Source organism: Streptomyces sp. Ru62 (assembly GCF_002920615.1).
Lineage (GTDB): Bacteria > Actinomycetota > Actinomycetes > Streptomycetales > Streptomycetaceae > Streptomyces.
In genome coordinates this window covers 18467-43301 of record NZ_PQSU01000032.1, presented here as the reverse complement: position 1 = coordinate 43301, position 24835 = coordinate 18467, and the positions used below count along the sequence as shown (strand labels likewise).

Annotated in this window: 23 protein-coding genes and 1 riboswitch; of the genes, 5 read left to right on the top strand and 18 right to left on the bottom strand. The window is 71.8% G+C overall.

Going from position 1 to position 24835, the window contains the following annotated elements; all coding sequences use genetic code 11:
* Positions 1–353: 353 nt before the first annotated feature.
* Both C3492_RS34095 and C3492_RS34090 read right to left on the bottom strand, forming a co-directional pair.
* Positions 354–1961 carry an amidohydrolase gene (locus C3492_RS34095; RefSeq protein ID WP_103816505.1) on the bottom strand — a complete coding sequence of 536 codons (1608 nt, stop codon included), beginning with the start codon at positions 1959–1961 and terminating at the stop codon, positions 354–356.
* Between the two features lie 82 nt (positions 1962–2043).
* Positions 2044–2484: an Lrp/AsnC family transcriptional regulator gene (locus tag C3492_RS34090; protein WP_014671472.1), complete on the bottom strand. Its 441-nt coding sequence runs from the start codon at positions 2482–2484 to the stop codon at positions 2044–2046.
* 236 nt (positions 2485–2720) lie between these two features.
* Between C3492_RS34090 and C3492_RS34085 the strand changes: the two genes are divergently transcribed.
* The gene (locus tag C3492_RS34085; protein ID WP_103816504.1) at positions 2721–3155 is read left to right on the top strand and encodes a hypothetical protein; all 435 of its coding nucleotides are present in this window, start codon (positions 2721–2723) and stop codon (positions 3153–3155) included.
* Positions 3156–3805: 650 nt separating this feature from the next.
* Here C3492_RS34085 and C3492_RS34075 read toward each other — a convergent pair.
* A complete protein-coding gene (locus C3492_RS34075; RefSeq protein ID WP_103816503.1) occupies positions 3806–4978 on the bottom strand; it encodes an acyl-CoA dehydrogenase family protein in 1173 nt (390 codons plus the stop codon).
* A 331-nt stretch (positions 4979–5309) separates the two neighbouring features.
* Between C3492_RS34075 and C3492_RS34070 the strand changes: the two genes are divergently transcribed.
* Complete coding sequence (locus C3492_RS34070) at positions 5310–6542, top strand: glycoside hydrolase family 18 protein (RefSeq protein ID WP_103816502.1); 1233 nt, start codon at positions 5310–5312, stop codon at positions 6540–6542.
* Positions 6543–6556: 14 nt separating this feature from the next.
* On the opposite strand, the gene C3492_RS34065 is transcribed toward C3492_RS34070, so the two are convergent.
* The 5 genes from C3492_RS34065 to C3492_RS34045 form a co-directional block, all read right to left on the bottom strand.
* Positions 6557–7204, bottom strand: a complete 648-nt coding sequence (locus tag C3492_RS34065) for a TetR/AcrR family transcriptional regulator (protein WP_181140694.1) — start codon at positions 7202–7204, stop codon at positions 6557–6559.
* Positions 7205–7304: 100 nt separating this feature from the next.
* Positions 7305–7445 (bottom strand): SCO1431 family membrane protein, encoded by a 141-nt coding sequence (locus C3492_RS34060; protein ID WP_103816500.1) that lies wholly within the window; start codon positions 7443–7445, stop codon positions 7305–7307.
* Positions 7446–7562: 117 nt separating this feature from the next.
* Positions 7563–8930, bottom strand: coding sequence for a peptidase C39 family protein (locus tag C3492_RS34055; protein WP_181140693.1), 1368 nt, complete (start codon positions 8928–8930; stop codon positions 7563–7565).
* 214 nt (positions 8931–9144) lie between these two features.
* A complete protein-coding gene (locus tag C3492_RS34050) occupies positions 9145–10671 on the bottom strand; it encodes an amino acid permease (protein ID WP_374938405.1) in 1527 nt (508 codons plus the stop codon).
* A gap of 54 nt (positions 10672–10725) precedes the next feature.
* The gene (locus C3492_RS34045) at positions 10726–11682 is read right to left on the bottom strand and encodes a hypothetical protein (protein ID WP_103816498.1); all 957 of its coding nucleotides are present in this window, start codon (positions 11680–11682) and stop codon (positions 10726–10728) included.
* A gap of 238 nt (positions 11683–11920) precedes the next feature.
* Here C3492_RS34045 and C3492_RS34040 point away from each other — a divergent pair, with 238 nt between their 5' ends.
* Both C3492_RS34040 and C3492_RS34035 read left to right on the top strand, forming a co-directional pair.
* The gene (locus C3492_RS34040; RefSeq protein WP_181140692.1) at positions 11921–12577 is read left to right on the top strand and encodes a uridine kinase; all 657 of its coding nucleotides are present in this window, start codon (positions 11921–11923) and stop codon (positions 12575–12577) included.
* 429 nt (positions 12578–13006) lie between these two features.
* Positions 13007–14878 (top strand): AAA family ATPase, encoded by a 1872-nt coding sequence (locus C3492_RS34035; RefSeq protein ID WP_103816497.1) that lies wholly within the window; start codon positions 13007–13009, stop codon positions 14876–14878.
* Between the two features lie 81 nt (positions 14879–14959).
* On the opposite strand, the gene C3492_RS34030 is transcribed toward C3492_RS34035, so the two are convergent.
* The 9 genes from C3492_RS34030 to C3492_RS33990 form a co-directional block, all read right to left on the bottom strand.
* The gene (locus C3492_RS34030; RefSeq protein ID WP_103816496.1) at positions 14960–16033 is read right to left on the bottom strand and encodes a hemolysin family protein; all 1074 of its coding nucleotides are present in this window, start codon (positions 16031–16033) and stop codon (positions 14960–14962) included.
* The gene (locus C3492_RS34025; RefSeq protein ID WP_103816495.1) at positions 16030–17364 is read right to left on the bottom strand and encodes a hemolysin family protein; all 1335 of its coding nucleotides are present in this window, start codon (positions 17362–17364) and stop codon (positions 16030–16032) included. The genes C3492_RS34030 and C3492_RS34025 overlap by 4 nt, the downstream gene beginning before the upstream one ends.
* A gap of 164 nt (positions 17365–17528) precedes the next feature.
* The gene (locus tag C3492_RS34020; protein WP_103816494.1) at positions 17529–17999 is read right to left on the bottom strand and encodes a PH domain-containing protein; all 471 of its coding nucleotides are present in this window, start codon (positions 17997–17999) and stop codon (positions 17529–17531) included.
* Between the two features lie 14 nt (positions 18000–18013).
* Positions 18014–18862: an ATP phosphoribosyltransferase gene (hisG, locus tag C3492_RS34015; RefSeq protein ID WP_030644802.1), complete on the bottom strand. Its 849-nt coding sequence runs from the start codon at positions 18860–18862 to the stop codon at positions 18014–18016.
* Between the two features lie 55 nt (positions 18863–18917).
* Positions 18918–19190 carry a phosphoribosyl-ATP diphosphatase gene (locus C3492_RS34010; protein WP_023552153.1) on the bottom strand — a complete coding sequence of 91 codons (273 nt, stop codon included), beginning with the start codon at positions 19188–19190 and terminating at the stop codon, positions 18918–18920.
* A 34-nt stretch (positions 19191–19224) separates the two neighbouring features.
* Entirely contained in the window at positions 19225–19710 is a 486-nt protein-coding gene (ribH, locus tag C3492_RS34005; RefSeq protein WP_103816493.1) for a 6,7-dimethyl-8-ribityllumazine synthase, read from the bottom strand.
* Positions 19711–19733: 23 nt separating this feature from the next.
* Complete coding sequence (locus C3492_RS34000) at positions 19734–21041, bottom strand: bifunctional 3,4-dihydroxy-2-butanone-4-phosphate synthase/GTP cyclohydrolase II (RefSeq protein ID WP_103816492.1); 1308 nt, start codon at positions 21039–21041, stop codon at positions 19734–19736.
* A complete protein-coding gene (locus tag C3492_RS33995) occupies positions 21038–21679 on the bottom strand; it encodes a nicotinamide mononucleotide transporter family protein (RefSeq protein ID WP_103816491.1) in 642 nt (213 codons plus the stop codon). The genes C3492_RS34000 and C3492_RS33995 overlap by 4 nt, the downstream gene beginning before the upstream one ends.
* Positions 21676–22281 carry a riboflavin synthase gene (locus tag C3492_RS33990; RefSeq protein ID WP_103816490.1) on the bottom strand — a complete coding sequence of 202 codons (606 nt, stop codon included), beginning with the start codon at positions 22279–22281 and terminating at the stop codon, positions 21676–21678. Before C3492_RS33990 ends, C3492_RS33995 begins: the two co-directional genes overlap by 4 nt.
* Before the next feature lie 162 nt (positions 22282–22443).
* Positions 22444–22574: riboswitch (FMN riboswitch) on the bottom strand.
* A 259-nt stretch (positions 22575–22833) separates the two neighbouring features.
* Here C3492_RS33990 and C3492_RS33985 point away from each other — a divergent pair.
* Positions 22834–23208 (top strand): hypothetical protein, encoded by a 375-nt coding sequence (locus C3492_RS33985; protein WP_103816489.1) that lies wholly within the window; start codon positions 22834–22836, stop codon positions 23206–23208.
* 191 nt (positions 23209–23399) lie between these two features.
* On the opposite strand, the gene C3492_RS33980 is transcribed toward C3492_RS33985, so the two are convergent.
* Positions 23400–24809 carry an ROK family transcriptional regulator gene (locus C3492_RS33980; protein ID WP_103816488.1) on the bottom strand — a complete coding sequence of 470 codons (1410 nt, stop codon included), beginning with the start codon at positions 24807–24809 and terminating at the stop codon, positions 23400–23402.
* Between the last annotated feature and the right edge of the window lie 26 nt (positions 24810–24835).

Sequence of the window (24835 nt, the reverse complement as noted above, 5' to 3'; positions counted from 1 at the left end):
GCGGGTCGACCGGAAGCCGTTGTCTACTGAGCGCCCGGGCCCCACCCGGGTCACACCTGGCCGACCCGCGAGAACGTTCCCCTCGTCGGCGCGGGCGCTGAGCCTGGCTCCCAGCGACGGTGCTCCGGTGCGGCACACCGTCCCTGACCCAGCGGCGCTGCGACGAGTCGGCTGAACGTCCCCCGGTCGGGCGTCCGGTGGTGGACTCGGACGAACCTACCGGCCCCTGGCCGCCGACTGTCAACAGCCCTCTGAAGTGCGCGGACGGCACCGGTGGCGCGGCCGGTGGGGAGGATGCGCAGGTGGGGCGGCGGGGCCCCGGCGGCCGGGGCGGCCCACGCCACCCCGGGAGATCACTCGCCCGGCCGTACGAACACCGTCCGCCCGCCGACCACGGTCCGCAGGCAGACCGGCAGGTCACGGCCCGGAGTGAGGTCGGGCAGGCCGGGCGTGCCGGAGCGCGGATCGGTGGACCAGCGGGCGACCCGGTCGTCGGGGGCCTGGACGATCAGCTCGTCGGTGCGCCAGACGGCGTAGTCGGCGGGGGCGCCCGGGACCAGGACACCCGCGTCGTCGCGGCCGACGGCGCGCCAGCCGCCGCGCGTGTGCGCGGTGAAGGCGGCGCGGACGGAGATGCGGTGCTCGGGCGTGCGGTGGAAGGCGGCGGCACGGACCGTGCCCCAGGGGTCGAGCGGGGTGACCGGGCTGTCGGAGCCGAACGCGAGCGGTACACCGGAGCGGAGCAGGGCGGCGAACGGGTTGAGGGTGCGGGCCCGCTCCGCCCCCAGGCGCCGGGCGTACATGCCGTCCTCGCCACCCCACAGCGCGTCGAAGGCGGGCTGGACGGAGGCGATCAGGCCCAGCTCGGCGAAGCCGGCGACGGTGTCGGGGGTGAGCATCTCGGCGTGCTCGACTCGGTGCCGGGCGGCGCGGATCCGGGCGAGGCCCACCTTCTCGGCGGCGGCGCGCACGCCCTCCACCACGGTGGCCACGGCGGCGTCGCCGATGGCGTGGAAGCCGGCCTGGAGGCCCGCCTCGGTGCAGGCCACGACGTGGGCGGCGACGGCGTCGGCGTCCAGGTAGGCGGTGCCGCTGTGGCCGGCGTCGGCGTACGGCTCGTGCAGGCAGGCGGTGTGCGAGCCGAGGGCGCCGTCGGCGAAGAGGTCGCCCGCGGCGCCGGTCGCACCCAGTTCGCGGGCCTTCGCGGTGTCCTCTTCCGCCCAGTAACCCACGACGCGGGGGCCCGGCACCTCGGTGGCGAGCCGCAGCAGGCCGGTGAAGTCGTCCTCGGAGGAGATCCGTGGGCCGCCGCACTCGTGCACGGTGCCGATGCCGAGGGAGGCCGCGTGCGCCAGGGCGGTGCGCTGGGCCTCGGCGCGCTGGGCGGGGGTGATGGCGGCGAGGGCGGCCTCGCGGACGGCGTGGTGGGCGTCCTTGGTGAGCGGGCCGTCCTCGCGCGGGACGTCGGCGGCGACCAGGTCCAGCAGGGCGGTGCTGACGACCGCCGAGTGCACGTCGATGCGGGACAGGTACAGCGGGCGTCCGCCGGTGGCCTCGTCCAGCTCCGCGCGGGTCGGCGGCCGGCCGCCGGGCCAGCGGGCGGCGTCCCAGCCGTGCCCCAGCAGGACCCGGTCGTCGGGGCGGGCGGCGGCGAACTCGCGGACCCGGGCGAGGGCGGCCTCCAGGGAGGGGGCGCCGGACAGGTCGAGACCGGTCAGGGCGAGGCCGGTGGCGGTGGTGTGCACATGGGCGTCGGTGAAGGCGGGGGTGACCAGGGCGCCGTCGAGATCGACCACCTCGTCCACGCCGTCGGCGAAGGCGTCGGCCGCGCCTTCGGAGCCGACCCAGGCGACATGGCCCGCCTCGACGACCATCGCCGTCGCGAAGGGGTCCGCGGGGCTGTGGACCTCGCCGCGGCGGAGCAGGACGGTCTCGGGGGGCTCGGCGGTGCGGTTGCTCATGGCCGACAGTTTCTCCTGGCGCCGGGGCAGAGGCGCACCCGGGGCGCCCGCACGGCACCCGGCGCGGTCGGCACGGCGGCTGTCAGATCTTCGGCGGCCGGGCCTCGTACGGTGTCGAGAGGACCACCGTCGTCCGCGTCGAGACCCCTGCCAGCGAGCGCAGCCGGGCCAGCAGTTCCTCCAGTTCGTGCGGGGTGGACACGCGCACCTTGAGGATGTAGTTCTCGTCGCCCGCCACGCTGTGGCACGCCTCGATCTCGGGGACCCCGGCGAGGCGGTCGGCGATGTCGTCGGGGGCACTGGGGTCGAACGGCTTCACCGAGATGAACGCGGTGAGCGGCAGCCCGACGGCCTCGGGGTCGACCACCGCGGCGTAGCCGCGGATGACGCCACGCTGCTCCAGCCTGCGCACCCGCTGGTGCACGGCCGACGTGGACAGGCCCGTGGCCTTGCCCAGGTCGGTGTAGCTCATCCGCCCGTCCTTGACGAGCAGCTGCACGATCTGACGGTCCAGCTCCTCCATGCCGCCAAAACCTACAGTGCGCTTGATCTCCACGGATACCTCAGAGGTGCAGGTCATTGCCTGTTCGGGAGAAAATGCACCGGGACGGGCACCTGCACACGGCATGTGACGAAGACCACACGTCTCGAACACAGGCTCCGTGATGTCCTCGTGATTACCGCCGAGGGCGGACGGGAAGTGCTTGCTGTGGTCGAGGCCGCAGCGCCTTCACGGCCCAGCCTTAGGGGGAGAATCCCATGCAGAGTACCCATCGCCCTGGTCGATCCGCGTCCACGCACCGGCAGTCGGTCGCCGAACCCGAGCCGGAGGGCGTCGAACCCGACGCCTTCGAAGACGATCTGGACGCCTACGACACCTTCGAGATGTACCGGGTGATCTGCCCGGACTGCGCGCAGCCGATCGCGCTGCTGGCGGACGAGGAGGTGCTGCCGGAGCACGCGCTGTGCGCCTCGCCGTGGAACCCGTTCGGGCTCACGGTGTGCGCGGGCACCGGCCGTGCGGCGGCCGACGCCCGCCCCGCGGACGAATCCTTCGAGCCGCAGGAGCAGGACACCGCCCTGCTGCTCACGCTTCCCCAGGGTCTGAACTGGCGGACGCAGCCCTTCTCGCACGTCGGCGGCCCGGGCTCGCGCCCGATGCGCGTGCCGTCGATGCGCCGCCAGGCCGCCTGAGCCGGCTCACCCCGCCCACTCGTACGCGCCTTGCCGGGCACGCCGGCCGCCGTGGCGCGGGATCAGCGTGTCCGGGTCCCACGGAAACGGCGACCTCCTCGCGCACGCCCGGCAGCAGGCGACGCCCAGCATGACGATCACGTGCCGCCGGGCGCTGCACAGGAGTCGCCGTCTCCAGGCGGTCGGTCGCGCCCGACGTCACTTCCCGGGTGCGGCGCATCGCCCTCGCAGCTGTACGGCATGACGCCCGGCGGGGCGCATCCGTGCTCGGGGTGCTCGTCGAGCGGTACGGGAAGGCCGGCGGTCGCACACGACCCTGGGCGACGATGAGTTGACGGTGCGTCAGCCGTCGTGCGGGTGCCTGGGGAGGGACCCGGACGGGGATGAACTGAAGCTCGATTCCGTGGGAGGGTGACCTGCCCGGCCGTCGCCGCGTTGCCCTGGTATGACCCCCACGTACTCGGCAACCGGGCGTCAGCGCCGTATCTTCGTCCCCCGCCCCGGAGAATCGGTTCCGCCGGCCGCGCCGCCGGACCCGCCCATCTACCGCGACCTCATGCGGACCTGGGCCGACCGCGGCCGTACCCTGCCGGGCCGCCATGACCCGGAGTGGGTCAGGCTGGCGGCCCCGACGGTGCTCACGGGCCAGTTCAGCGACCTTCTGGCCCCGCCACGTGACGGGCGATGACCATCCGCTGGATCTGGTTGGTGCCCTCGACGATCTGCAGGACCTTGGCCTCGCGCATATAGCGCTCGGCCGGGAAGTCGGCGGTGTAGCCGTAGCCGCCCATTATCTGCACCGCGTCCGTGGTGACCTTCATGGCGGTGTCGGTGCAGTGCAGCTTGGCCATGGCGGCCTGCTTGGCGAACGGCCTGCCCGCGTCCCGCAGCCGGGCGGCGGCGAGGTACAGCGCGCGGCCGGCCTCGATCTGCGTGGCCATGTCGGCGATCATGAAGCGCAGACCCTGGAAGTCGGCGACGGGCCTGCCGAACTGGCGGCGCTGGGTGGCGTAGCGGACCGCCTCGTCCAGTGCGGCCTGGGCGAGGCCGATGGCGCAGGCCGCGATGCCGAGCCGGCCCGAGTCGAGCGCCGCCAGGGCGATCGAGAAGCCCTGGCCCTCCTCGCCGATGCGCCGGTCGTCCGGGACGCGGACGCCGTCGAGGTGCACCTGCGCGGTGGGTGAGCCCTTCAGGCCCATCTTCTTCTCCGGCGCGGCACCGCTCAGGCCGGGGGCGTCGCCGGGCACGAGGAAGGCGGTGATTCCGCGCGGGCCGTCCTCTCCGGTGCGGGCCATCACGGTGTAGAAGTCGGCGATGCCGCCGTGCGTGATCCAGGCCTTGGTGCCGTCGATCACCCAGCGGTCGCCCTCCCGGACGGCCTTGGTGCGCAGGGAGGCGGCGTCCGAACCGGAGGACGGCTCGGACAGGCAGTACGCGCCGAGCAGGCCGCCGCCCAGCATCGCGGGCAGGTGCTCGACCTGCTGCTGCTTGGTGCCGTAGGTGGCGAGGGCGTAGGAGGCGAGCGTGTGGACGCTGACGCCGAGGCCGACGGTGAGCCGGGCCGCGGCCAGCTCCTCCAGGACCTGGAGATAGACCTCGTAGGGCTGGTCGCCGCCGCCGTACTCCGAGGGGTACGGCAGGCCCAGCAGCCCTGATTCGGAGAGCAGAGTGAAGATCTCGCGCGGGAAGCGTCCCGCGTCCTCCTCCTCGGCGGCCCCGGGCGCGATCTCGCGCTGGGCGATCTCCCGGACGAGGGCGAGCAGATCCCTCGCCTCTTCCGTCGGCAGTTGACGCTCCACCGGCTGCGGGTCGCGGTCGGACATGGCGTCGGGCTCCTCCCTGTTCGGGCACCGGCGGTCCGGCCCGGGGTGGGGGGCGGCTCCGCCTGGTATCGCGCTTCGCCGAAGGCGCCCGCTCCCGGGTCTCGGAAGCTGCTGACCAGCGGCATGCGCAGTGAGTATGCCCGATCAGCGACCTCCCGTCACCAGTTAACGACCGCTTACTTCAGGAGTCCAGTCGGAGCCGTGCGCAGCGGCGATATTGGTCCGAACCATTGACCTACTGGTCTAGTCCTCCTAGGGTGCATGACCAACGCTTTACCGCGTTCATGCCAATCGGCGCGCGTTCCCCTCTCCCCCACGAGGAGACACCCGAATGCACACTCCCCACCGCTCCCTCGTCCGGGCCCTCGTCTCGGCCGCGTGTACCGCCGCCCTCGGCGCCGGCCTGCTGGCCGGGACGGGCACGGCGACCGCGGCGGCCCCGAGCGCCCCGCGGCTGGCGGCCGGCTCCAAGGTCGTCGGCTACTTCACCGAATGGGGCACCTACGACCGCAAGTACTACGTCAAGAACGTCGAGACCTCCGGCTCCGCCGCCAAGCTGACCCACATCAACTACGCCTTCGGCAACGTCACCGGCGGCAAGTGCGCCATGGGCGACTCCTACGCGGCCACGGACCGGGCCTACACCGCCGCCGAGTCGGTCGACGGCGTCGCCGACACCTGGGACCAGCCGCTGCGCGGCAACTTCAACCAGCTGCTGAAGCTGAAGAAGAAGCACCCCGGTCTGAAGGTCCTGTGGTCCTTCGGCGGCTGGACCTGGTCCGGCGGCTTCGGCGAGGCCGCGAAGAACCCGGCCGCCTTCGCCCAGTCCTGCTACGACCTGGTGAAGAACTCCAAGTGGGCGGGGGTCTTCGACGGTATCGACATCGACTGGGAGTACCCGAACGCCTGCGGCAACACCTGTGACACCAGCGGACGCGAGGCGTTCAAGAACCTCATGGCGGCCCTGCGGTCGAAGTTCGGCTCCGGGAACCTGGTGACCGCGGCGATCACCGCGGACGCCACCAGCGGCGGCAAGATCGACGCGGCGAACTACGCCGGCGCCGCCCAGTACGTCGACTGGTACAACCCGATGACGTACGACTACTTCGGCGCCTGGGACGCGACCGGCCCGACCGCCCCGCACTCCCCGCTGAACTCCTACTCGGGCATCCCCAAGGCGAACTACTACACGTCGGCGACGATCGCCAAGCTCAAGGGCCTCGGCATCCCGGCCTCGAAGCTGCTCCTCGGCATCGGCTTCTACGGGCGCGGCTGGACCGGCGTCACCCAGGCGGCCCCCGGCGGTACGGCCACGGGCCCGGCGGCCGGGACGTACGAGCAGGGCATCGACGACTACAAGGTGCTCAAGACCAAGTGCCCGGCGACCGGAACCGTGGGCGGCACCGCCTACGCCAAGTGTGGCAGCGACTGGTGGAGTTACGACACCCCGGCCACCATCGCCACGAAGATGACGTACAAGAACCAGCAGGGCCTCGGCGGCACCTTCTTCTGGGAGCTGAGCGGCGACACCGCGAACGGTGAGCTGATCAAGGCGATCAACTGACGGTTCCTCCCGGATCAGCCGTCCCGGCGGGCGGGCGGCGGGGCCGGGTGGGCGGGGTCCAGCTCCTCGATGGCGCGCAGGGCCCCGCCCAGCGTCTTCACCAGCAGCTCGCACATGGTCTCGCGGGACAGCCGGGGGCGGCTGATCCAGTCCAGGGTGGCGCCCTCCACGCTGCACACCCAGGACAGCAGACCCATCCGGGCCACCGGGGAGATGCCGGCGCGGCCATAGGCCCCCTCGGCGATCGTGGTGACGATCGCCTCGCGCACGCCGTCCCGGATCGCCTGCACCTCGGTGTCGAAGCCGACGCCGCCGCTGACGATGGTGCGGTAGGCGGCCTGGTGGTGCTCGGCGTAGCGCAGATAGCCGTCGATCGTGCGGTGCACACGGTCCACGGCGGGCAGCTGGACCCCGCCGGCGGCGGAGGTGACCAGGTCGGCGACGGAGTCCTCGATGATCGCGAGGTAGTAGCCGCGCTTGGACCGGAAGTAGTAGTAGATCAGGCCCTTGGCCACCTGCGCCTGGCGGGCGATGTCATCCATGGACAACGCGTCGTAGGACGTGTCGGCGAACAACTTCCGCCCGACGGCGATGAGTTCGGCGCGGCGCGCCACGGAGCGCTCGGTGCCGCGCGGACGGACGACAGCGCGCTGCTGCGGCATGTTCAAGACCGGCCCTGATCTGGGTACGACGGGACAGCCGCAGTATGTCAGAACAAGTCGCGCGCGTGAGCGGTCCGTTCAGAGGCAGGTGCGCGTCGGTTCAGAGCAGGCCGAGCTGGGTCACCAGCATCGCGAACACCGCGACGAGGACCCAGCCCAGGACGTGCTCGACGATCTTCGGGCCGTCTTCCTGGGGGCCGCCGGTGACGGCGCGGGTGGCGGTGGCCGGGTGTGCGGTCATGGTGTTACTCGCAGAGGTCGGACGTATACGGCGGAATCCCCCACCCATCCGTCCACCATGCCACCCGCGACGGCGTTCGCGGCGATGAGCTTGGTCACACGCCGCGCCCACCGGACCTCAGTACACGCCCACCGCGGCGAGCGCCTTGCGCTGGCGCGGGGTCGGGTGGGCCGGGAAGTAGAGGTAGCAGACCCCTCCGGTGCCGGAGACGACCTTGCCGGAGGCGTTGTACCGCTTGGTCCTGAGCCAGATGTTCTCCCACTCGCGCCGCTTGTAGACGCGCCGCACCGCCTCGTCGCTCGGCGAGGCGGGGTCGTTGGCGATCACGTCCCCGTCCGCGGTGAAGCCGATGACGGTCATCAGATGGCCGGAGGTGCCGTAACCGGCCCCCGTCAGCTCCTGCTTGAGGAACGACTGGGACGTTATGGCCGGGATGCCGGCCGCGATCAGCGTCTCCAGGTCGGTGAGGGAGGCGAGCCGGGTGACCACGCCCTGCAGTCCGTCGAAGGTGGCCGCGTAGGCGGCGTTGAACGGCCAGTTGCCACAGCCCTGGTACTGGTGGTCGTAGGTGAACCGGGCCGCGTGGCAGACCTGCGGGTCGGCGTAGGACGGGTCGACCCAGGACAGCTGCTCCGGCGTGAGCCGGCCGCCCCAGTACTCGATGATCATCTGTGAGGAGGTGGGGCTGCACCAGGCTTCGCCGCCGTTGTCGTACTCGGGGTACTGGCCCTTGTGGATCTCCTGCGAGTAGCGCGGGACGGCCAGTTCCTGGGCGAGGCCGGGGGTGGAGGCGGGCACGGTGAAGCGGTCGGGGATGTCGGAGCCCATGGCGCCGAGCCGCCAGACCGTCGGGGTCAGGTGCGTACCGGGGCGGCGGTAGAGGGTGAGGCGCAGCCGGTACGACGTCAGGCGCAGACCGGTGCTCGCGTCGTCGATGGCGAAGGTGTCCGTCCAGATCGTGCTCTTGCCGTCGGTCTGGTCGTCCACCGAGGTCCGCTTGACGTCCTGGTCGCCTGCGGCCCAGCGGCCCATCACGTACCAGGGTGTCCCGGTGCCGTCGGAGTACGTGCCGTGCAGCTCGACCTGGAGCCAGGTGCCGGCGGGGGTGTGCGCGTTCCAGGAGGCGATGACCTCGGTCGCGGGCACGGTGAGCCGGTGCACCGGGGAGGTCCAGGTGGCGTACTCCCAGGTGGCGGTGGTCCCGGTGTGCGGGTCGGTGTAGTCGGTACGGCCGGCGGGGGCGCCGATGACGACGCCGGGGCGGCTGCCGGAGACGGGCCGGGCGCCCTGGACGGTGCCGCAGCGCCAGTCGCGGAACGTGGTCCAGCAGTGGTAGTCGATCGGGCGGGCCTGCGCCTGACCGGGGTCGTCGGTGTCGGCGGGTCGCGGTGCGGCGGCGGCAGCGGGGGCCGCTGTGCCGGTCACCGCCGCGGCGACGGCCACGGCCAGAACGGTTCTGCGGGACGGCTGTTGGGCTCTGCTCATGGGCGCGATGACCCCCAGGGTGTCCGAGACGGGCTGATCCGGTGCGGTAACTATGAAGCAGGCCGGATCTCGCTGCCAGCACTTCGGCGCATGCCGCCGCACGAATATTGGCCTGGACCACTGGCGGGGGTGCCGGAAGGGGCGCGGGACCGTACCGCTGTGCGGCTCCCTCGCGCGGGCTCGACCGGCCCCACGCTCCCGCGCCCCGGCGCGCTCAGACGAGGTCCATCGCGGCGACCTCGTCCGGGCGACCGTAGCTGACCGGCCCCTGGAAGCGGCGGCGGGCCGTGGCGAACCACCACACCGTCGCCACCAGCAGGACGACGGCGAGCGCGATCGGCGCGTAGTTGAAGGAGTCGGCGGTGATCGGGGATGCCTGCGGAAGCATGAACAGGACGCTGCTGAGCAGGATCCAGGTCACCGCGAGCCAGCCGATCGGCCTGCCCCAGCGGCCCAGGTGCCAGGGACCGGGCCGGAACTCGTCGCCGAGCCGCAGCCGCAGGAAGATCGGCACGGCGTAGGCCAGGAAGAGGCCGACCACGTTGACGCTGACGATGGCGGTGAACGCCGTGTGCGACCACCAGCCCGGCACCACCAGGGCCAGCGAGCAGCCGACCGCGAGCCAGACCGCCTTCACCGGCGTGCGGGTGCGCAGCGAGACCGAGTGCCACCAGCGGGAGCCGGGCATGGCGCCGTCCCGGGAGAAGGCGAAGATCTGCCGGGTGTTGCTGGTGAGGTTGGCCAGACCGCAGAAGAGCATCGCGCCGATGACGATGAGCAGCATCGCCTTGGCGGTGGGCAGGCCGAGGCCGTCGATGAGGATCTGCACGGGCGGCGCGGCGGCTCCGGCCACCTTGGCGTAGTCGCCGATGCTGTAGACCAGTGCCAGCATCAGGACCAGGCCGGTGATCGCCGAATAGCCGATGGCGCGGGTGATGCCCTTCGGTGCGCTGACCGTCGCGTGGACCGTTTCCTCGGACATGTGGAAGCTGCCGTCGAACCCGGTGAAGGTCCAGCTCGTGACCAGCAGGCCGAGCATGCCGCCGTAAAGCCCGCTCGTGAAGCCGGTGTTGTTCTCGAAATGGGTGACGAAGGAGGCGTGCTGGTGATGATCGGGCATCACGGTGAGTGCGCCCACGATCACGACGAGTCCGATCAGCAGCCACCACACGGAAATGCGGTTCAGTACGGCGACGAGCTGGACGGTGTAGGTGTTGGCGAGCCCCTGGAGCACGATGATCAGGGCCGTGACGAGGACCGTCTGGTGCGCGGTCGGCTGGTAGGAGGGCCACTGCAACTGCACGAACACCTGGATGAAGGTGGCGGCGGCATAGCCGGTGGCGGCGGTGCCGCCGATCTGGCCTACGAAGTTCAGCCAGCCCGTGAACCATGACCAGGCGCCTTTGTGCCGCTTGGCGAGTTTACCGGCGGAGAAATACAGGGCACCGCTCGTCGGATAGGCGGAGGCGACTTCCGCCATGGCCGCGCCGATGAGCAGCACCATGAGCGAGACGCCGATCCAGCCGAACACGAGAATGCGGGGGCCGCCCGCGTTCATACCGAATCCGAAGGACGAGAAGATACCCGAGAGGATATTGATGATGGTGAACGAGATCGCGAAATTGTCGAACGCCTGGAAGCGCCGGGTGAGTTTCCGCGGATAACCCATCGCGTGCAGGGTGGCGTCGTCGTCGAGCACGACGGAGTCCGCCGCGCGGGCGCGGGCCCGGGGAGTCGACATCCGTTCCGACACAGATCGGCCTTTCTCTGGATGGGGGGTTGGGGGACGAGCGGATCAGGCGGGCCCGGGGACGGGCAGCCCGCAGGCGCGCCGCGCCCGGGAGAGCTGCTCGGCGGGGTCACCGAAGGCGCTCCACGGCATGCGCGAGGCGTACGGGCCCATCGCCGTGAAGACCGCCCGGGCCTCGAACGCGCGCTGGGCCATGACCAGCGCGTGCGCGAGGTAGGCCAGGTCGAGCACGGGGGTGAAGCGGTAACCGGCCACGGTGGGCAGCCAGTGCTGGTAGATCGCCAGTGCGGTGGAGCGCCACTGGGGCTGCTCCCAGACCCGGTCGGCGAGGAGCTGGGTGGGGTTGTAGCTCTCCACCAGGGCCACCAGGGGCAGCAGCCGGAGGGCGGAGTCGGCGGGCGCCCGCTGGCTGAGGAAGGCGGCCACGTCCCAGGCCGCGGTGACCGAGCCGCCGTACCGCGTGAAGAAGCAGGACAGGAAGCGGTGGTGGGCCTCGCGGTGCCAGGGGTCCAGGGACAGGATGTGCGCGAACAGCCGCCAGGGGCCGGGCGGGGCGGTGAGCAGGCCTTGCGGGGCCGGGTCGCGGAGCCGGTGCAGCCGGGCCATGGCGAGCCGGGCGACCCAGGGGGTGGGATCGGCCGGGGCTGCCTCGGCAGCCCGGTCGCAGGCGGTCAGCGCGATCCGCTCCAGCGCCTCGGCACGCTCGTCACGGGCGTCGGCGGCCCGCAGGGCGCGCTGCACCGCGACCCGCGCCCACATGAGCGCGGCCTCGGGGGTCGGTTCCTCGGCGAGCCAGCGTTCGACCAGGTCGGTGCCGGCCGCCTCGGAGGCGAGGACCAGCGAGCGGTGGGCGCGCAGGGCGAAGTCGGAACGCGTCTCGACGAGCGCCTCGTGGGCGTATCGGTGACGCCCGGCGCGCACATCGACGCATACGCTCGCCAGGACCCGGTCGTCGGCCGCCGGGTGCCATACATAGTGCCCTTCGAATAATTCCGCGGCCATGGTCCCCCTGCCGGTCCCCGTTCGACGCATCACGTTGCGCAGAAGGCACCTTACTCAGCGTGGGGCACACCCGAAACGCCGAATTCGACATATCGGTCAGGGGATTCGGACTGTTTATCGGTAGCCATTGACTGGCCGCCAGCCGATGGTTCAACGCGTGACAACCACGCGCGCCCGACCCCTGCTGAGAGATGACCGCCACTAGACTGTTTCACGGAAAACCCACAACGCCGACCTCATGCCCCACACACTGCACGACACCCCGGGAATCACCATTCACGACCTCGCCGCCCGGCTGCACGGGCTCCCGCCCTCACTGGGACCGGTCCGGCTCATCGCCGTCGACGGCCACGCCGGCTCGGGGAAGTCCACCTTCGCCGGGCGGCTGGCGCACGCACTGGGCGGGGCTCCGATGCTCCACCTCGACGACATCGCCAGCCATGAGCGGCTCTTCTCGTGGACCGACCGGATCATGACGCAGGTGATCGAGCCCCTGACGCGTGGCGAGAGCGCGCACTACACCCCTTATGACTGGCGGGCCCGCGCCTTCGGCGCCCCGCGCCCGCTGCCGGCCGCACCCGTCGTGCTGATCGAGGGCGTCGGCGCCGGCCGCCGCGCCCTGCGGCCGTACCTGGCCCGGCTGCTGTGGATGGAGGTGCCCCGGGAGGAGTCCTGGGCGCGCGGTCGGCAACGGGACGGCACGGAGCAACGGGAGTTCTGGGACGGCTGGGTCGCGGCGGAGCGCGCGCACTTCGCCGAGGACCCCTCGCGCCCCCATGCCGATCTGCTGGTGCTCCAGCGACCCGAGGGATACGAGGTGCTGCCGGGACCGGCGAGGACTCCCGAAGCCGGACCCGATGTGACGCTGGGTGACGGACCGTCCCGGATGTGGTGAAGTCGTGAAGAGCCTTGCGGGACAACTTCTCCCGGTGCCTCAACTACGCTTGACCGGGGGGCCGTACAGGTCTTACGTTCTCAATGTGCGGCTTTCGGAGTCGCTCATCGACGCGAAGCCCCCGGTTGTTCCCCCGTGACCGGGGGCTTCGTTCTGCCCGCCAAGAGGTGTTTCCAGACGCCCCGCGCACCCGCACTCTCACCCTCGGTCACGAAACGCCGTGCGCCCCGTCTGCTCCCACCTCGTCGAACGCCCCGTGCGGCACCCTTCGGCACGCGGAGTACCGCGGGTACGATGCCCTCGGTGCGACCTTCGAGCGGCTGCCTCGCGCACTGCAACTCCGGTCCGCGGCACAGCGGTTCGACCGCGGCGGCCGTCGGGCGACTGCCCGGTGGTGAACCACGGGGACACGGTCTGTGGGGGGACGTGATGGACTTCGGCACGCAGGGCCCCGAGGCCCCGGCCGACCTCGCCTGGCTGCGGGGGGTGGACGCCTACACGATGGGCGCCTACCCGCAGGCGGAGGAGGAGTTCCGCACCGCGGTGCGGATGGACCCGGGCATGGCGGACGCCTGGCTCGGGCTGCACGCGCTCCGGGTCGACACGACCACCGCGCTGCTGCGGATGTTCCGGCACCGCGACCGGTTCGGCGAACAGCGCGCCCGGCACCGCCGTAGCCTCAACTCCTGGTACTGGCTGGGCTGGTGGGTACAGCCGGTGCTGGAGAGCCCGCGCGATCTGCTGCTGGCGCACGCCTCCCACTGGCTGGACGGCCGGCACGTGCCCGAACTGGACCGCGCCCTCGCCGGACTGCCCCCGGTCGACGCCGACCCGCAGGTCCGCTTCCTGCACGCCTGCCGCGCCTATCTGGTCAAGGACTGGGAACAACTGGTCCGGCACACCGATCCGCTGCTGGACGACTCCCTGCTCTGCATCGAGGCCGGCCTGTTCGGCGGCATGGCCCGCGTCCGGCTGGAGATGTACGGCCAGGCCGAGCCGCTGCTGTCGACGGCGCTGATGCGGTGCCGCAGCGAGCAGCCGCAGCGCAAGGAGCTGCGCTACTGGCTGGCGAGGGCGCACGAGGGAACGGGACGCTCGGCCGCCGCGCTCCCCCTGTACCGCGCGGTGCACCGGGTCGACCCGGCCTTCATGGACACCTCCGCCCGGCTCGCCGCGATCTCCGAGGGCGACGGGTACGACGAGACGGTCGACTACGCCGCGATCGCACTGAGCGGCGCGGGGCAGGACGTGGTGGACGGACCGGACGGGTTCGATCCGCTCTTCGGCACGGAGGGCCGGGACCTGCGGCTGCCGGAGCCCGATCTGCCGACCGGGCCGCTGCCGTCGGTGGCCGATCCCTCGGTGCGGACCAGGACCGGGGTGCCCGGGGTGGCCGCCGCGCCGATCCCGGCCGGGCCCACCGACCCCGCTTTACTGGAGGAGGCGCTCGCCGAACTGGAGCGCATGGTGGGGCTCGAACCGGTCAAGCGCCAGGTCAAGGCGCTGTCCGCGCAGTTGAACATGGCGCGGCTGCGGGCCGGGCAGGGGCTGCCGGTCCAGCCGCCCAAACGGCACTTCGTCTTCTCCGGCCCGTCCGGTACGGGCAAGACCACGGTCGCGCGGATTCTCGGCCGGGTGTTCTACGCGCTGGGGCTGCTGGGCGGGGACCACCTCGTGGAGGCCCAGCGCGCCGACCTGGTCGGCGAGTACCTGGGGCAGACGGCCGTGAAGGCCAACGAGCTGATCGACTCCGCGATCGGCGGGGTGCTGTTCGTGGACGAGGCCTACTCGCTGTCGAACTCCGGGTACGGCAAGGGCGACGCGTACGGCGACGAGGCCCTGCAGGTGCTACTGAAGCGGGCCGAGGACAACCGGGACCACCTGGTGGTGATCCTGGCCGGCTACCCGGAGGGCATGGACCGCCTGCTCGCCGCCAACCCCGGACTGTCGTCCCGCTTCACCACCCGGGTGGACTTCCCCTCCTACCGGCCGCTGGAGCTGACCGAGATCGGCAAGGTGCTCGCGGCGGAGAACGGGGACCTGTGGGACGACGAGGCGCTGGACGAGCTGCGGTCCATCGCCGGGCACGTCGTCGACCAAGGCTGGATCGACGAACTGGGGAACGGGCGGTTCCTGCGGACGCTGTACGAGAAGAGCTGCGCGTACCGGGACCTGCGGTTGTCGGCGTACACCGGTGCGCTCACGCGGGACGACCTCGCGACGCTCCGGCTGCCGGACCTCATGCAGGCCTACGGTGAGGTCCTGTCGGGGCGGGCGCCCCAGGATCCGTCGGACATGTGAGACACCCCTGAGGGGCGCGGGAAGCTGCGCGACCGGCCCGGCACCGGCCGGCGGCCGCACAGCTCCGCGCCACCGCCCGGGCTAGCCGGCGAGCGCTCCCTCCGGCTCCCCGCTGACCCGGGGCTCCGGCATCTCCCGGTGCGCGGGGTCCCGGACCTCGCCCACCAGCATCTCCAGCACGTCCTCCAGGGCCACCAGCCCCAGCACCCTGCCGGTCGCGTCCGCCACCTGGGCCAGGTGCGTGGCCGCCCGGCGCATCACCGTCAGCGCGTCGTCCAGCGGCAGCTCGGCCCGGAGCGTGGCCATCGGGCGCCACACGTGCTGCGGGACGGCCCGGTCGGAGTCCTCCAGGTCGAGGACGTCCTTCACGTGCACGTACCCCATGAAGGGGCCCTTCTCGCCGGCCGCGACCGGGAAGCGGGAGTAGCCCGTTCGGGCGGTCAGCTCCACGATCTCGCCCGGGGTGACCGCCGGGGTCACCGTGACCAGGGCCTCCCGGCGCAGCAGGACGTCCGTCACCGGGCGCGAGCCCAGCTCCAGGGCGTCCTCCAGGCGCTCCTGCTCCTCCGGGTCGAGGAGGCCTGCCTGACCGGAGTCCTCCAGGAGCCGGTTGAGCTGCTCGGTGGTGACGACCGCCTCCACCTCGTCCTTCGGCTCGACCCGGAACAGCCGCAGGATGCCCTGGGCGCAGGCGCCGAGGGACACCGTGATCGGCTTGCAGAGGCGGGCGAACCAGACCAGGCCCGGGCTGAGCCACAGCGCGGCCTTCTCCGGGGCGGCCATCGCGAGGTTCTTCGGGACCATCTCGCCGATGACGAGGTGGAAGAAGACCACCGCCGCCAGCGCGATGACGTAGCCCAGCGGGTGGATCATGCCGTGCGGGAGGTGGATCCACTCGAACACCGGCTCCAGCAGGTGCGCCACCGTGGGCTCGGCGACCGCGCCGAGCGTCAGCGAGCAGACGGTGATGCCGAACTGGGCGGCGGCCATCATCTGCGGCAGGTGTTCGAGGCCGTACAGCACCTGCCGGGCCCGGGCGGTGCCGAGCGGTTCGATCTGGCTGCGGCGGACGGAGACGAGCGCGAACTCGGCGCCGACGAAGAAACCGTTGGCGAGCACGAGCAGCGCCGCGAAGACCAGTTGGAGGACGCTCATCGGGCGGCCTCCATCACGTTCACCGCCGGGGCCGTCCTGACCAGGCGGACCCGTTCGGCGCGGTAGTGGCCGACCTGGCGGACCGAGAGCCGCCAGCCGGGCAGCTCGGCCCGGTCACCAGGGGCCGGAATCCGGCCGAGCAGGTCGGCGACCAGGCCGGCGACGGTCTCGTACGGCCCCTCGGGCACGTCGAGGCCTATGCGCTGGAGGATGTCGACGCGGCAGCTTCCGTCCACGTCCCAGGCTGGTCTGCCGTCCTCGGGCGGGGCGGGGGCCAGCTCGGGCACGTCCTTGGCGTCGTGCTCGTCGCGGACCTCGCCGACCAGCTCCTCGACGATGTCCTCCAGGGTGACCACGCCGGCCGTGCCGCCGTACTCGTCCACGACGACCGCGATGGGCTGCTCACTGCGCAGCCGGGCGAGCAGGGGCTGGACCGGCAGGGTCTCGGGGACCAGGAGCGCCTTGCGGGCGATCCGGCCGACCGGCGTGCGCAGCCGGTCGTGCACCGGGACCGCCAGCGCGTCCTTGAGGTGGGCCATGCCGACGATCTCGTCGATCTTCTCCCGGTAGACGGGGAAGCGGGACAGGCCGGTGGCCCGGGTGAGGTTGACGACGTCCTCGGCGGTGGCCGAGTCCTGCAACGCGCTCACCTTCACGCGCGGGGTCATGACGTGCTGAGCGGTCAGCTCGCCCAGGGACAGGGTGCGGACGAACAGGTCGGCCGTGTCCTGCTCCAGGGCCCCGGCCTGGGCGGAGTGCCGGGCCAGGGAGACGAGTTCGCCGGGGGTGCGGGCGGAGGCCAGCTCGTCGGCGGGTTCGACGCCGAGGGCGCGGACCAGCCGGTTGGCGACCGTGTTCAGCGCCGAGATCACCGGGCGGAACAGACGGGCGAAGCGGTGCTGGGGGCCGGCGACGAAGCGCGCGACCTGCAGCGGCCGGGACACCGCCCAGTTCTTGGGCACGAGTTCGCCGATCACCATCTGGATCGCGGAGGCCAGCAGCATGCCGACGACCACGGCGACGCCGGAGGCGGCACCCTCGGGGATGCCGAGGGCGGCGAACGGGCCGCGCAGCAGCTCGGCCAGGGCCGGTTCGGCGAGCATGCCGACGACCAGGGAGGTGATGGTGATGCCGAGCTGGGTGCCGGAGAGCTGGAAGGACAGCTCCTTCAGCGACTCCACGACCGTACGGGCGCGGGTGTCGCCGTCGGCGGCGGCCTTCTCGGCCTCCGGGCGCTCGACGGTCACCAGGCCGAACTCGGCCGCCACGAAGAAACCGTTGGCGAGAATCAGCAGGAACGCCGCTCCGAGGAGCAGCAGGGGGATGGTCACGCTGCCACCGCCTTCCCGCTGAGTCGGGCAGGGGTGGCGCAGGTACTACAGGACGATCCGTCCATCGCCGGAGGGAGTCACTCCTCGGGTAGCAGGAACCCCTGTGCACCGGGCGGCGCGCAGGGGCGGAGGCGCAGCGAGACGGCCTCCGCCCACCAGATTAATCAAGATCTGGGCTCATGCGGCAGGGCGGCGGGCGCCGAGTGGGCCTCGGCGAGCGCGCGCAGGGCCTTGGCGTCGGCGATGGCACGCTGCCTGGCGATGCCCGGCTGGATGCCCAGCGCGGGCAGGCTGGTGCCGTCACTGAGGTCGAGGAACACCCACGGGTCACCCGGCCGGAGGTTCACCCGGAGGATCTCCTCCCAGGCCAGGCGGCGCTTGCTGACGATGTTGACGACGGTGACGCCGGACTCCTCGGCGACGACCTTCACCCGGGCGAGCTGGGCCAGGACCCAGAAGATGAGCGCGCCGGTGATGACGAAGCTGAGCTTCGAACCCGGGCCGAGGTGCTCCAGCAGCAGGGCGATCCCGCTTATCACCAGGAAGATCACGACACCGGCGGTGAGCAGGATCGCCCGGGTGTGTCCCGGTCTGAAGGTGACGGGGAGGCGGGGAAGAGGGGGCAGGTCGGACATCTCGGGCGTACCTCTTACAGGCGGCAGGCGTGGATGGCCGTGGTCAGGATGGCGCGGGCACCGATGGCGTACAGGTCGTCCATGATCCGCTGGGCCTCCTTGGCGGGGACCATGGCGCGGACCGCGACCCAGCCCTCGTTGTGCAGCGGGGAGACGGTCGGGGACTCCAGGCCGGGGGTGAGCGCGACGGCCTTCTCCAGCTGCTCGACCCGGCAGTCGTAGTCCATCATCACGTACGTCCGGGCCACCAGAACGCCCTGGAGACGGCGCAGGAACTGCTGGACCTTCGGTTCCTCGGCGTCGGCGCCGGTGCGGCGGATGACGATCGCCTCGGACTTCATGATCGGCTCGCCGAAGACCTCCAGGCCCGCGTTGCGCAGGCTGGTGCCGGTCTCGACGACGTCGGCGATGACCTCGGCGACACCCAGTTCGATCGCGGTCTCCACGGCGCCGTCAAGGTGGACGACGGAGGCGTCGATCCCGCGGTCCGCGAGGTGCTTGTCGACGATGCCCTCGTAGGAGGTGGCGACCGTCTTGCCCTTGAGGTCCTCGATGCCGCTCGCCGTTCCGGGCTTGGCGGCGAAGCGGAAGGTGGAGCGGGCGAAGCCGAGCGGCAGGATCTCCTCCGCGTCCGCGCCGGAGTCGATCAGCAGGTCACGGCCGGTGATGCCGATGTCGAGGCGACCGGAGGAGACGTAGATCGCGATGTCGCGGGGGCGGAGGTAGAAGAACTCGACCTCGTTCTCCGGGTCGACGATGCGCAGTTCCTTCGACTCACGGCGCTGCTGGTAGCCGGCCTCATGCAACATCTCCGCCGCAGGGCCGGACAGTGAACCCTTGTTGGGGACGGCGATGCGCAGCATGAGGTCGGCTTCCTTTGCGTGAAGGGGTTTTCTACGGCTGATTGCGGCAGGCGGCTTACAGGTGGGCGTAGACGTCGTCCAGGGAGATCCCGCGGGCGACCATCATCACCTGGACGTGGTACAGCAGCTGCGAGATCTCCTCGGCCGCCGCCTCCTTGCCCTCGTACTCGGCGGCCATCCAGACCTCGGCGGCCTCCTCGACGACCTTCTTGCCGATGGCATGGACACCCTTGCCGACCAGCTCGGCGGTGCGGGAGGTGGCGGGATCGCCGTGGGCGGCCTTCTGCTGGAGCTCGGTGAAGAGCTCCTCGAACGTCTTCTTGGACATGGTGCTGCCCACCCTACGCGGTCGGCCCCACTCCTCAGTGCCAGGGTTCGGATACTGAGCGGAGCGTGGCCGCGGTCGCTACGGCGGCGGTCACCGCCTCGTGGCCCTTGTCCTCGTTCGAGCCCTCCAGGCCGGCCCGGTCCAGGGCCTGCTCCTCGGTGTCGCAGGTGAGCACACCGAAGCCGACGGGCACGCCGGTCTCCACGGACACCTGGGTGAGGCCCTGGGTGACGCCCTGGCACACGTAGTCGAAGTGGGGGGTACCGCCACGGATGACGACGCCGAGGGCGACCACGGCGTCGTAGCCACGGCCCGCGAGGACCTTGGCGGCGACCGGCAGCTCGAAGCTGCCGGGGACCCGGATCAGGGTCGGCTCGTCGATGCCCAGGTCACGCAGGGCGCGCAGGGCGCCGTTCACCAGACCGTCCATCACCTGCTCGTGCCACTGCGCCGCGATGACGGCGACCCGGAGGTCGCTCACATTGCGTACGGACAGTTCGGGTGCACCCTTGCCGCTCACGTCTCTCCTCAGTGCTTTCGTGCTTACTGGTTGCCGCAGGTGGCCGCGGCCGCGGAAGCCGACACGGCGGGCGTGTCGAGCCAGGGCAGGTCGTGCCCCATCCGGTCCCGCTTGGTGCGCAGGTACCGGAGGTTGTGCTCACCGGCCTGGACGGGCATCGACTCGCGGCCGGTGACCTTCAGGCCGTGGCGCAGCAGCGCCTCGGTCTTGTCGGGGTTGTTGGTCATCAGCCGGACGCTCCGTACGCCGAGGTCGGCGAGGATCCGCGCGCCGGCGCCGTAGTCGCGGGCGTCGGCGGGCAGGCCGAGTTCCAGGTTGGCGTCCAGCGTGTCGTGGCCCTGTTCTTGGAGCTCGTAGGCGCGCAGCTTGGACAGCAGGCCGATGCCGCGTCCCTCGTGTCCGCGCAGGTAGACCACGACGCCCCGGCCCTGGGCCTGGATGCGTTCCAGGGCGGTGTCCAGCTGGGGGCCGCAGTCGCAGCGCAGGGAGCCGAAGACGTCGCCGGTGAGGCATTCGGAGTGGACGCGGACCAGGACGTCCTCGCCGTCGCCGATCTCGCCGTGGACGAGGGCGACGTGCTCGACGCCGTCGACGGTGGACCGGTAGCCGTAGGCGGTGAAGGTGCCGTGCCGGGTGGGCAGACGGGTCTCGGCCTCGCGGCGGACGGTGGGCTCGCTGCTGCGGCGGTAGGCGATCAGGTCCGCGATGGAGATGATCGTCAGGCCGTGCTTGCGGGCGAACGGGATCAGCTCGGGCAGCCGGAGCATCCGGCCGTCCTCACCGGCGATCTCCACGATGGCGCCGGCCGGGCGGAGTCCCGCGAGCCGGGCGAGGTCGACGGCGGCCTCGGTGTGGCCGTTGCGCACGAGGACGCCGCCGGACCGGGCGCGCAGCGGGAAGACGTGGCCGGGGCGGACGAGGTCGGTGGGCTGCGCCGTGCCGCTCGCGAGCAACTGGAGCGTCGTGGCGCGGTCGGCGGCCGAGATGCCGGTGCTGACACCGTGGGCGGCGGAGGCGTCCACCGAGATGGTGAACGCGGTCTTCATCGACTCGGTGTTGTCCTGGACCATCTGCGGCAGTCGCAGCCGGTCCAGCTCCTCGCCCTCCATGGGGGCGCAGATCAGGCCCCGGCATTCGCTCATCATGAAGGCGACGATCTCGGGGGTCGCCTTCTCGGCGGCGATGACGAGGTCGCCCTCGTTCTCCCGGTCCTCGTCGTCCACGACGACCACCGGGCGGCCCGCCGCGATGTCGGCGATGGCCTGCTCGACCGGGTCGAGGGCGAAGTTCTCGGTGTCGTCGGTGCCGTACAGCAGCGGTGCCGAGGTCATGCCGGCGCTCCTTCCAGTGCGGGCTGCGGGCCCCGGCGGGAGCGCAGCCACCAGTCGCGCATGCCCCACAGGACGAGTGCGCCGTAGATGACGTAGACGAAGCCGGAGAAGGCGTAGCCGTTGGCGAAGTTGAGGGGGACGCCGACGAGGTCGACGAGCAGCCAGGCGATCCAGAACTCGACCATGCTCTTGGCCTGGGCGTACATCGCGACGATGGTGCCGACGAAGATGTAGGCGTCGGGCCAGGGGTCCCAGGAGAGCTTCGGGTAGGCCGTGAAGAGCAGGGCGACGGCGACCGTGCCGGCCGCGGCAGCGGCGAGCATGACCGCGCGCTCCCGCCAGGTGGCGAAGCGGGGGGCGATCTGGCCGTCGTCGGACCGGTCCTTGCTGCGCTGCCACTGCCACCAGCCGTACAGCGCGACGGCCATGACGACGACCTGCTTGCCGGCGCTGCCGGTCAGGTGGCCGTAGAAGGCGGCGAACAGCACCAGGCCGGACAGGAACTGCACGGGCCAGGTCCACAGGGAGCGGCGCCAGCCGAGGGCCAGGGTGATGAGGCCCAGGATGTTGCCGATCATGTCGGACCAGATGATGTGCTGGCCGAAGAGGGTGAACGCCTCGGAGTTCATCCAGTTCACTTGCCGGCCCCCTGCCCGGCCGCGAGCAGCCGCTCCACGTACTTGGCGATGACGTCGACTTCGAGGTTGACCGGGTCGCCGGGCTGCTTCACGCCGAGCGTGGTGAGGGCGAGGGTGGTCGGGATGAGGCTGACGGTGAAGTAGTCGGGGCCGGCCTCCACGACGGTGAGGCTGATGCCGTCGACGGTGATGGAGCCCTTCTCCACGACGTAGCGGGAGAGGTCCGCGGGGAGGGAGATCTTCACGATCTCCCAGTGCTCGGAGGGGGTGCGGGCCAGGATCTCGCCGGTGCCGTCCACGTGTCCCTGGACGATGTGTCCGCCGAGGCGGGCGCCGACGGCGGTGGGGCGCTCCAGGTTGACGCGGGAGCCGAGGGTGAGCGCGCCCAGGCTGGAGCGCTTCAGGGTCTCGGCCATGACGTCGGCGGTGAACTCGTCGCCCTCGTGCTCGACGACGGTGAGACAGACCCCGTTCACGGCGATGGAGTCGCCGTGGCGTGCGCCCTCGGTCACGACGGGGCCGCGGAGCCGGAAGCGGGAGGAGTCGCCGAGGTTCTCGACGGCGGTGACTTCACCCAGTTCTTCGACGATTCCGGTGAACACTTCCCGGGTCCTCCTGCCTCTTCGGGCACGGACTCCGGGGCCTGTCGATGACGACAGAAAGGGACGGACGAGCACACACCGGGGGCGTCGCCGAAGGGACACGTCCGCGCAGGGACGCGTCCAGATACGGCGGCGCGCACACGGAAGACGCATGCCTGCCCGCCGCGCACTGCCTCCCATCCGGACTTTAACCGTCGGTCCAGGAATTTCACCTGGTCAACCGGCCGCTGGAAGCGACCGGGTCGCGGACTGTAACCGCCGGTTCGGAGTTTCACCGACCCCGGAGTGCGCTGCTTCTGGTACAGGGCCAGTGTGCCACGCCCGATAGGCGTCCAGGCGGGTGAAGGGTGTGGGGTCGCTCACAGTGCGTGTCACCGCCCTTGCGTCACGCAGCCGGAGCGGTCAACTGGCGGACGGGGAAGGAGTATTGGCATCGGTCCGGACCATTGACCGTACTGGTCTAGTCCTTTTAGGGTGCGGACGGGCCCGGCGGCGGTGACGACGGCCCTTGCCCGCCGCCGGGCCGCCACCGCGCCGAGTACAGTCACCCGCATGACGGCACCGGTGATCCGCGCGATCGAGTGGGACGGGACGGCGTGGGACGACCCCTCCGCGGACCAACTCCACGATCTACTGGCGGACATGAGTCTGACCTGGCGCTTCGTCGTCGTCGAACGGCTCGACCGGGAGCCTGCCGGGCACCACTACATGCAGGTGTGTCTCAACGACGATCTGAGCTACCAGGTGGAGTACCGGGAGGGCGGCCCGGACCGGCACTTCCAGGCCCGAGTGCCGCGCGAGCACGAGGTGTTCGCCGTCGAGCCCGTGGCCGAGGTGGTACAGGCCTGGGCGTTCGAACGACCGGGCTGGCGGGAGGCGCTGCCGTGGGTACCGTGGCGGCCTTCGGGGGAGCCGCAGGGGCCCTGAGGTCTTCTGAGGTCCTGGGGCAACCGGGAGAGCCGCTTCGGCGTCGAGATCACGCCACAGTTCGGAGCGCCGTTTGAGTCGAGGCGGGCCGGCCTGAGGTCACGGGCGTCGCCGGAAGAGCCGTCCGGGGACCGGTGTCCGCCCCGTCGCGACCGCCCCCGGTCCGGGGTCGCGAGCGCTCCGGTGACGTGTCAGCCGCCAGAGCGCTCCGGTGGCGCGAACAGCTCGTCCTGCGCCCGCTCCCGGGCGGTGAGGAGCGCGCCGCGGAGTACGGCCGTCCCGCCGAGGCTGCTCGCCCGCACCTCGGTGACCAGCGGCGACATCCGACGCAGCCGCTCCTCCACCAGCCCGGCGAGCACCGCGCCCCCGGCCTGGCCGACCTCCCCGCCGAGCACCACACAGCCGGGGTCCAGAACAGCCACCACGGATGCGGCACCGACGGCGATCCGGTCGGCGAGGATGCGGAGGAAACGGGCGGCGGGAAGGTCACTCGGCAGGGTCACCGTGGGCGCGCCGTCCAGCTGCGCCCGCGGGGGCGCCACGCATCCGGCCTGCCCCGGCGCCGCTGTCATGGCCGACGCCGACGCGGCACCCGAGCCGGGCCGCGCCACCGGCACCGCCCCGGACACGGGCACCGCCCCCGGCACCGCCTCCCCCGCCTTCTCCACCTCCGCCACAGCGCACCGCACCGCCGCCGCCGCGCCGGGGCCGTCCGGTGTGGCAGGGGTCGGGAGGCCGCACTCGGCTGCCAGGGAGGCGACCGCCGCCGCGCCGGTGAGGGAGTGGAAGCCGCCGCCGCAGTCGGTCGCCGAGGGCAGCGTGGCGGTTCCCGGGACCGGCAGGAAGCCGATCTCACCGGTGCCGCCGGAGGCCCCGCGGCGCAGGGTGCCGTCCAGGACGACCGCGGCGCCGACGCCATGGCCGAGCCAGAGCAGGACGAAGGTGTCCCGGTCGCGCGCGGCGCCCTCGCGCTGTTCGGCCAGGGCGGCGAGGTTGGTCTCGTTCTCGACGGTGACGCGTGCGCCGGGCAGCCGCTCCTGGAGGGTGACGGCCAGACTGCGGTGCCAGGCGGGCAGCCCGGCCGAGTCACGGAGGTCTCCGGTGGCCGGGTCGATCAGACCGGGCGCGCCGATGCCGACGGTGTGCAGGCTCCCCCACGCCCGAACGCCCTCGCGCGGGGGCGCCCCCGTGGCGCCGGCCTCCTTCGCGGCGCTCTCCACCGCCGCCACCGCCTGCTCCACGGCGGGCCCGGTCCCGGCGTCGGGGTCGATCGGCACGGACGCCTCGGCGAGCACCCGCCCGACCAGGTCGGAGACGAGGACGAAGACGCCCTCGGTGCGGACGTCGAGCGCGGCGAGGTGGGCGCGGTCGGCGACGATGCCGTAGAGCCGCGCGTTCGGGCCCCGGCGCTGCTCGCCGGATTCGCCGACCACCGTGATCAGTCCGGAGGCCGTGAGCCGGTCGACCAGGTCGGCGACCGTGGGCCGGGACAGTCCGGTCAGCTGCTTCAACTGCCCTGCCGTGAGCGGGCCTTCCTGCTGCAACAGCCTCAGGGCCAGCCGGTCGTTGAGGGCCCGGGCGGTGCTGGGTGATGCGGGCATGACGGGAATCCTCCCAGATCGCCGTG

Excerpts from the sequence above, each read along its gene's own strand:
- C3492_RS34000 (WP_103816492.1), bottom strand. The coding sequence starts at position 21,041 with ATGACCTCGGCACCGCTGCTGTACGGCACCGACGACACCGAGAACTTC.
- C3492_RS34040 (WP_181140692.1), top strand. The coding sequence starts at position 11,921 with ATGCCCCACACACTGCACGACACCCCGGGAATCACCATTCACGACCTC.
- C3492_RS34050 (WP_374938405.1), bottom strand. The coding sequence starts at position 10,671 with ATGTCGACTCCCCGGGCCCGCGCCCGCGCGGCGGACTCCGTCGTGCTC.
- C3492_RS34090 (WP_014671472.1), bottom strand. The coding sequence starts at position 2,484 with ATGGAGGAGCTGGACCGTCAGATCGTGCAGCTGCTCGTCAAGGACGGG.
- C3492_RS34045 (WP_103816498.1), bottom strand. The coding sequence starts at position 11,682 with ATGGCCGCGGAATTATTCGAAGGGCACTATGTATGGCACCCGGCGGCC.
- C3492_RS34030 (WP_103816496.1), bottom strand. The coding sequence starts at position 16,033 with ATGAGCGTCCTCCAACTGGTCTTCGCGGCGCTGCTCGTGCTCGCCAAC.
- C3492_RS34075 (WP_103816503.1), bottom strand. The coding sequence starts at position 4,978 with ATGTCCGACCGCGACCCGCAGCCGGTGGAGCGTCAACTGCCGACGGAA.
- C3492_RS34055 (WP_181140693.1), bottom strand. The coding sequence starts at position 8,930 with ATGAGCAGAGCCCAACAGCCGTCCCGCAGAACCGTTCTGGCCGTGGCC.
- C3492_RS33980 (WP_103816488.1), bottom strand. The coding sequence starts at position 24,809 with ATGCCCGCATCACCCAGCACCGCCCGGGCCCTCAACGACCGGCTGGCC.
- C3492_RS34020 (WP_103816494.1), bottom strand. The coding sequence starts at position 17,999 with ATGTCCGACCTGCCCCCTCTTCCCCGCCTCCCCGTCACCTTCAGACCG.
- C3492_RS33985 (WP_103816489.1), top strand. The coding sequence starts at position 22,834 with ATGACGGCACCGGTGATCCGCGCGATCGAGTGGGACGGGACGGCGTGG.
- C3492_RS34095 (WP_103816505.1), bottom strand. The coding sequence starts at position 1,961 with ATGAGCAACCGCACCGCCGAGCCCCCCGAGACCGTCCTGCTCCGCCGC.
- C3492_RS34085 (WP_103816504.1), top strand. The coding sequence starts at position 2,721 with ATGCAGAGTACCCATCGCCCTGGTCGATCCGCGTCCACGCACCGGCAG.
- C3492_RS34060 (WP_103816500.1), bottom strand. The coding sequence starts at position 7,445 with ATGACCGCACACCCGGCCACCGCCACCCGCGCCGTCACCGGCGGCCCC.
- C3492_RS34010 (WP_023552153.1), bottom strand. The coding sequence starts at position 19,190 with ATGTCCAAGAAGACGTTCGAGGAGCTCTTCACCGAGCTCCAGCAGAAG.
- C3492_RS34070 (WP_103816502.1), top strand. The coding sequence starts at position 5,310 with ATGCACACTCCCCACCGCTCCCTCGTCCGGGCCCTCGTCTCGGCCGCG.
- hisG (WP_030644802.1), bottom strand. The coding sequence starts at position 18,862 with ATGCTGCGCATCGCCGTCCCCAACAAGGGTTCACTGTCCGGCCCTGCG.
- C3492_RS34065 (WP_181140694.1), bottom strand. The coding sequence starts at position 7,204 with ATGCCGCAGCAGCGCGCTGTCGTCCGTCCGCGCGGCACCGAGCGCTCC.
- C3492_RS34035 (WP_103816497.1), top strand. The coding sequence starts at position 13,007 with ATGGACTTCGGCACGCAGGGCCCCGAGGCCCCGGCCGACCTCGCCTGG.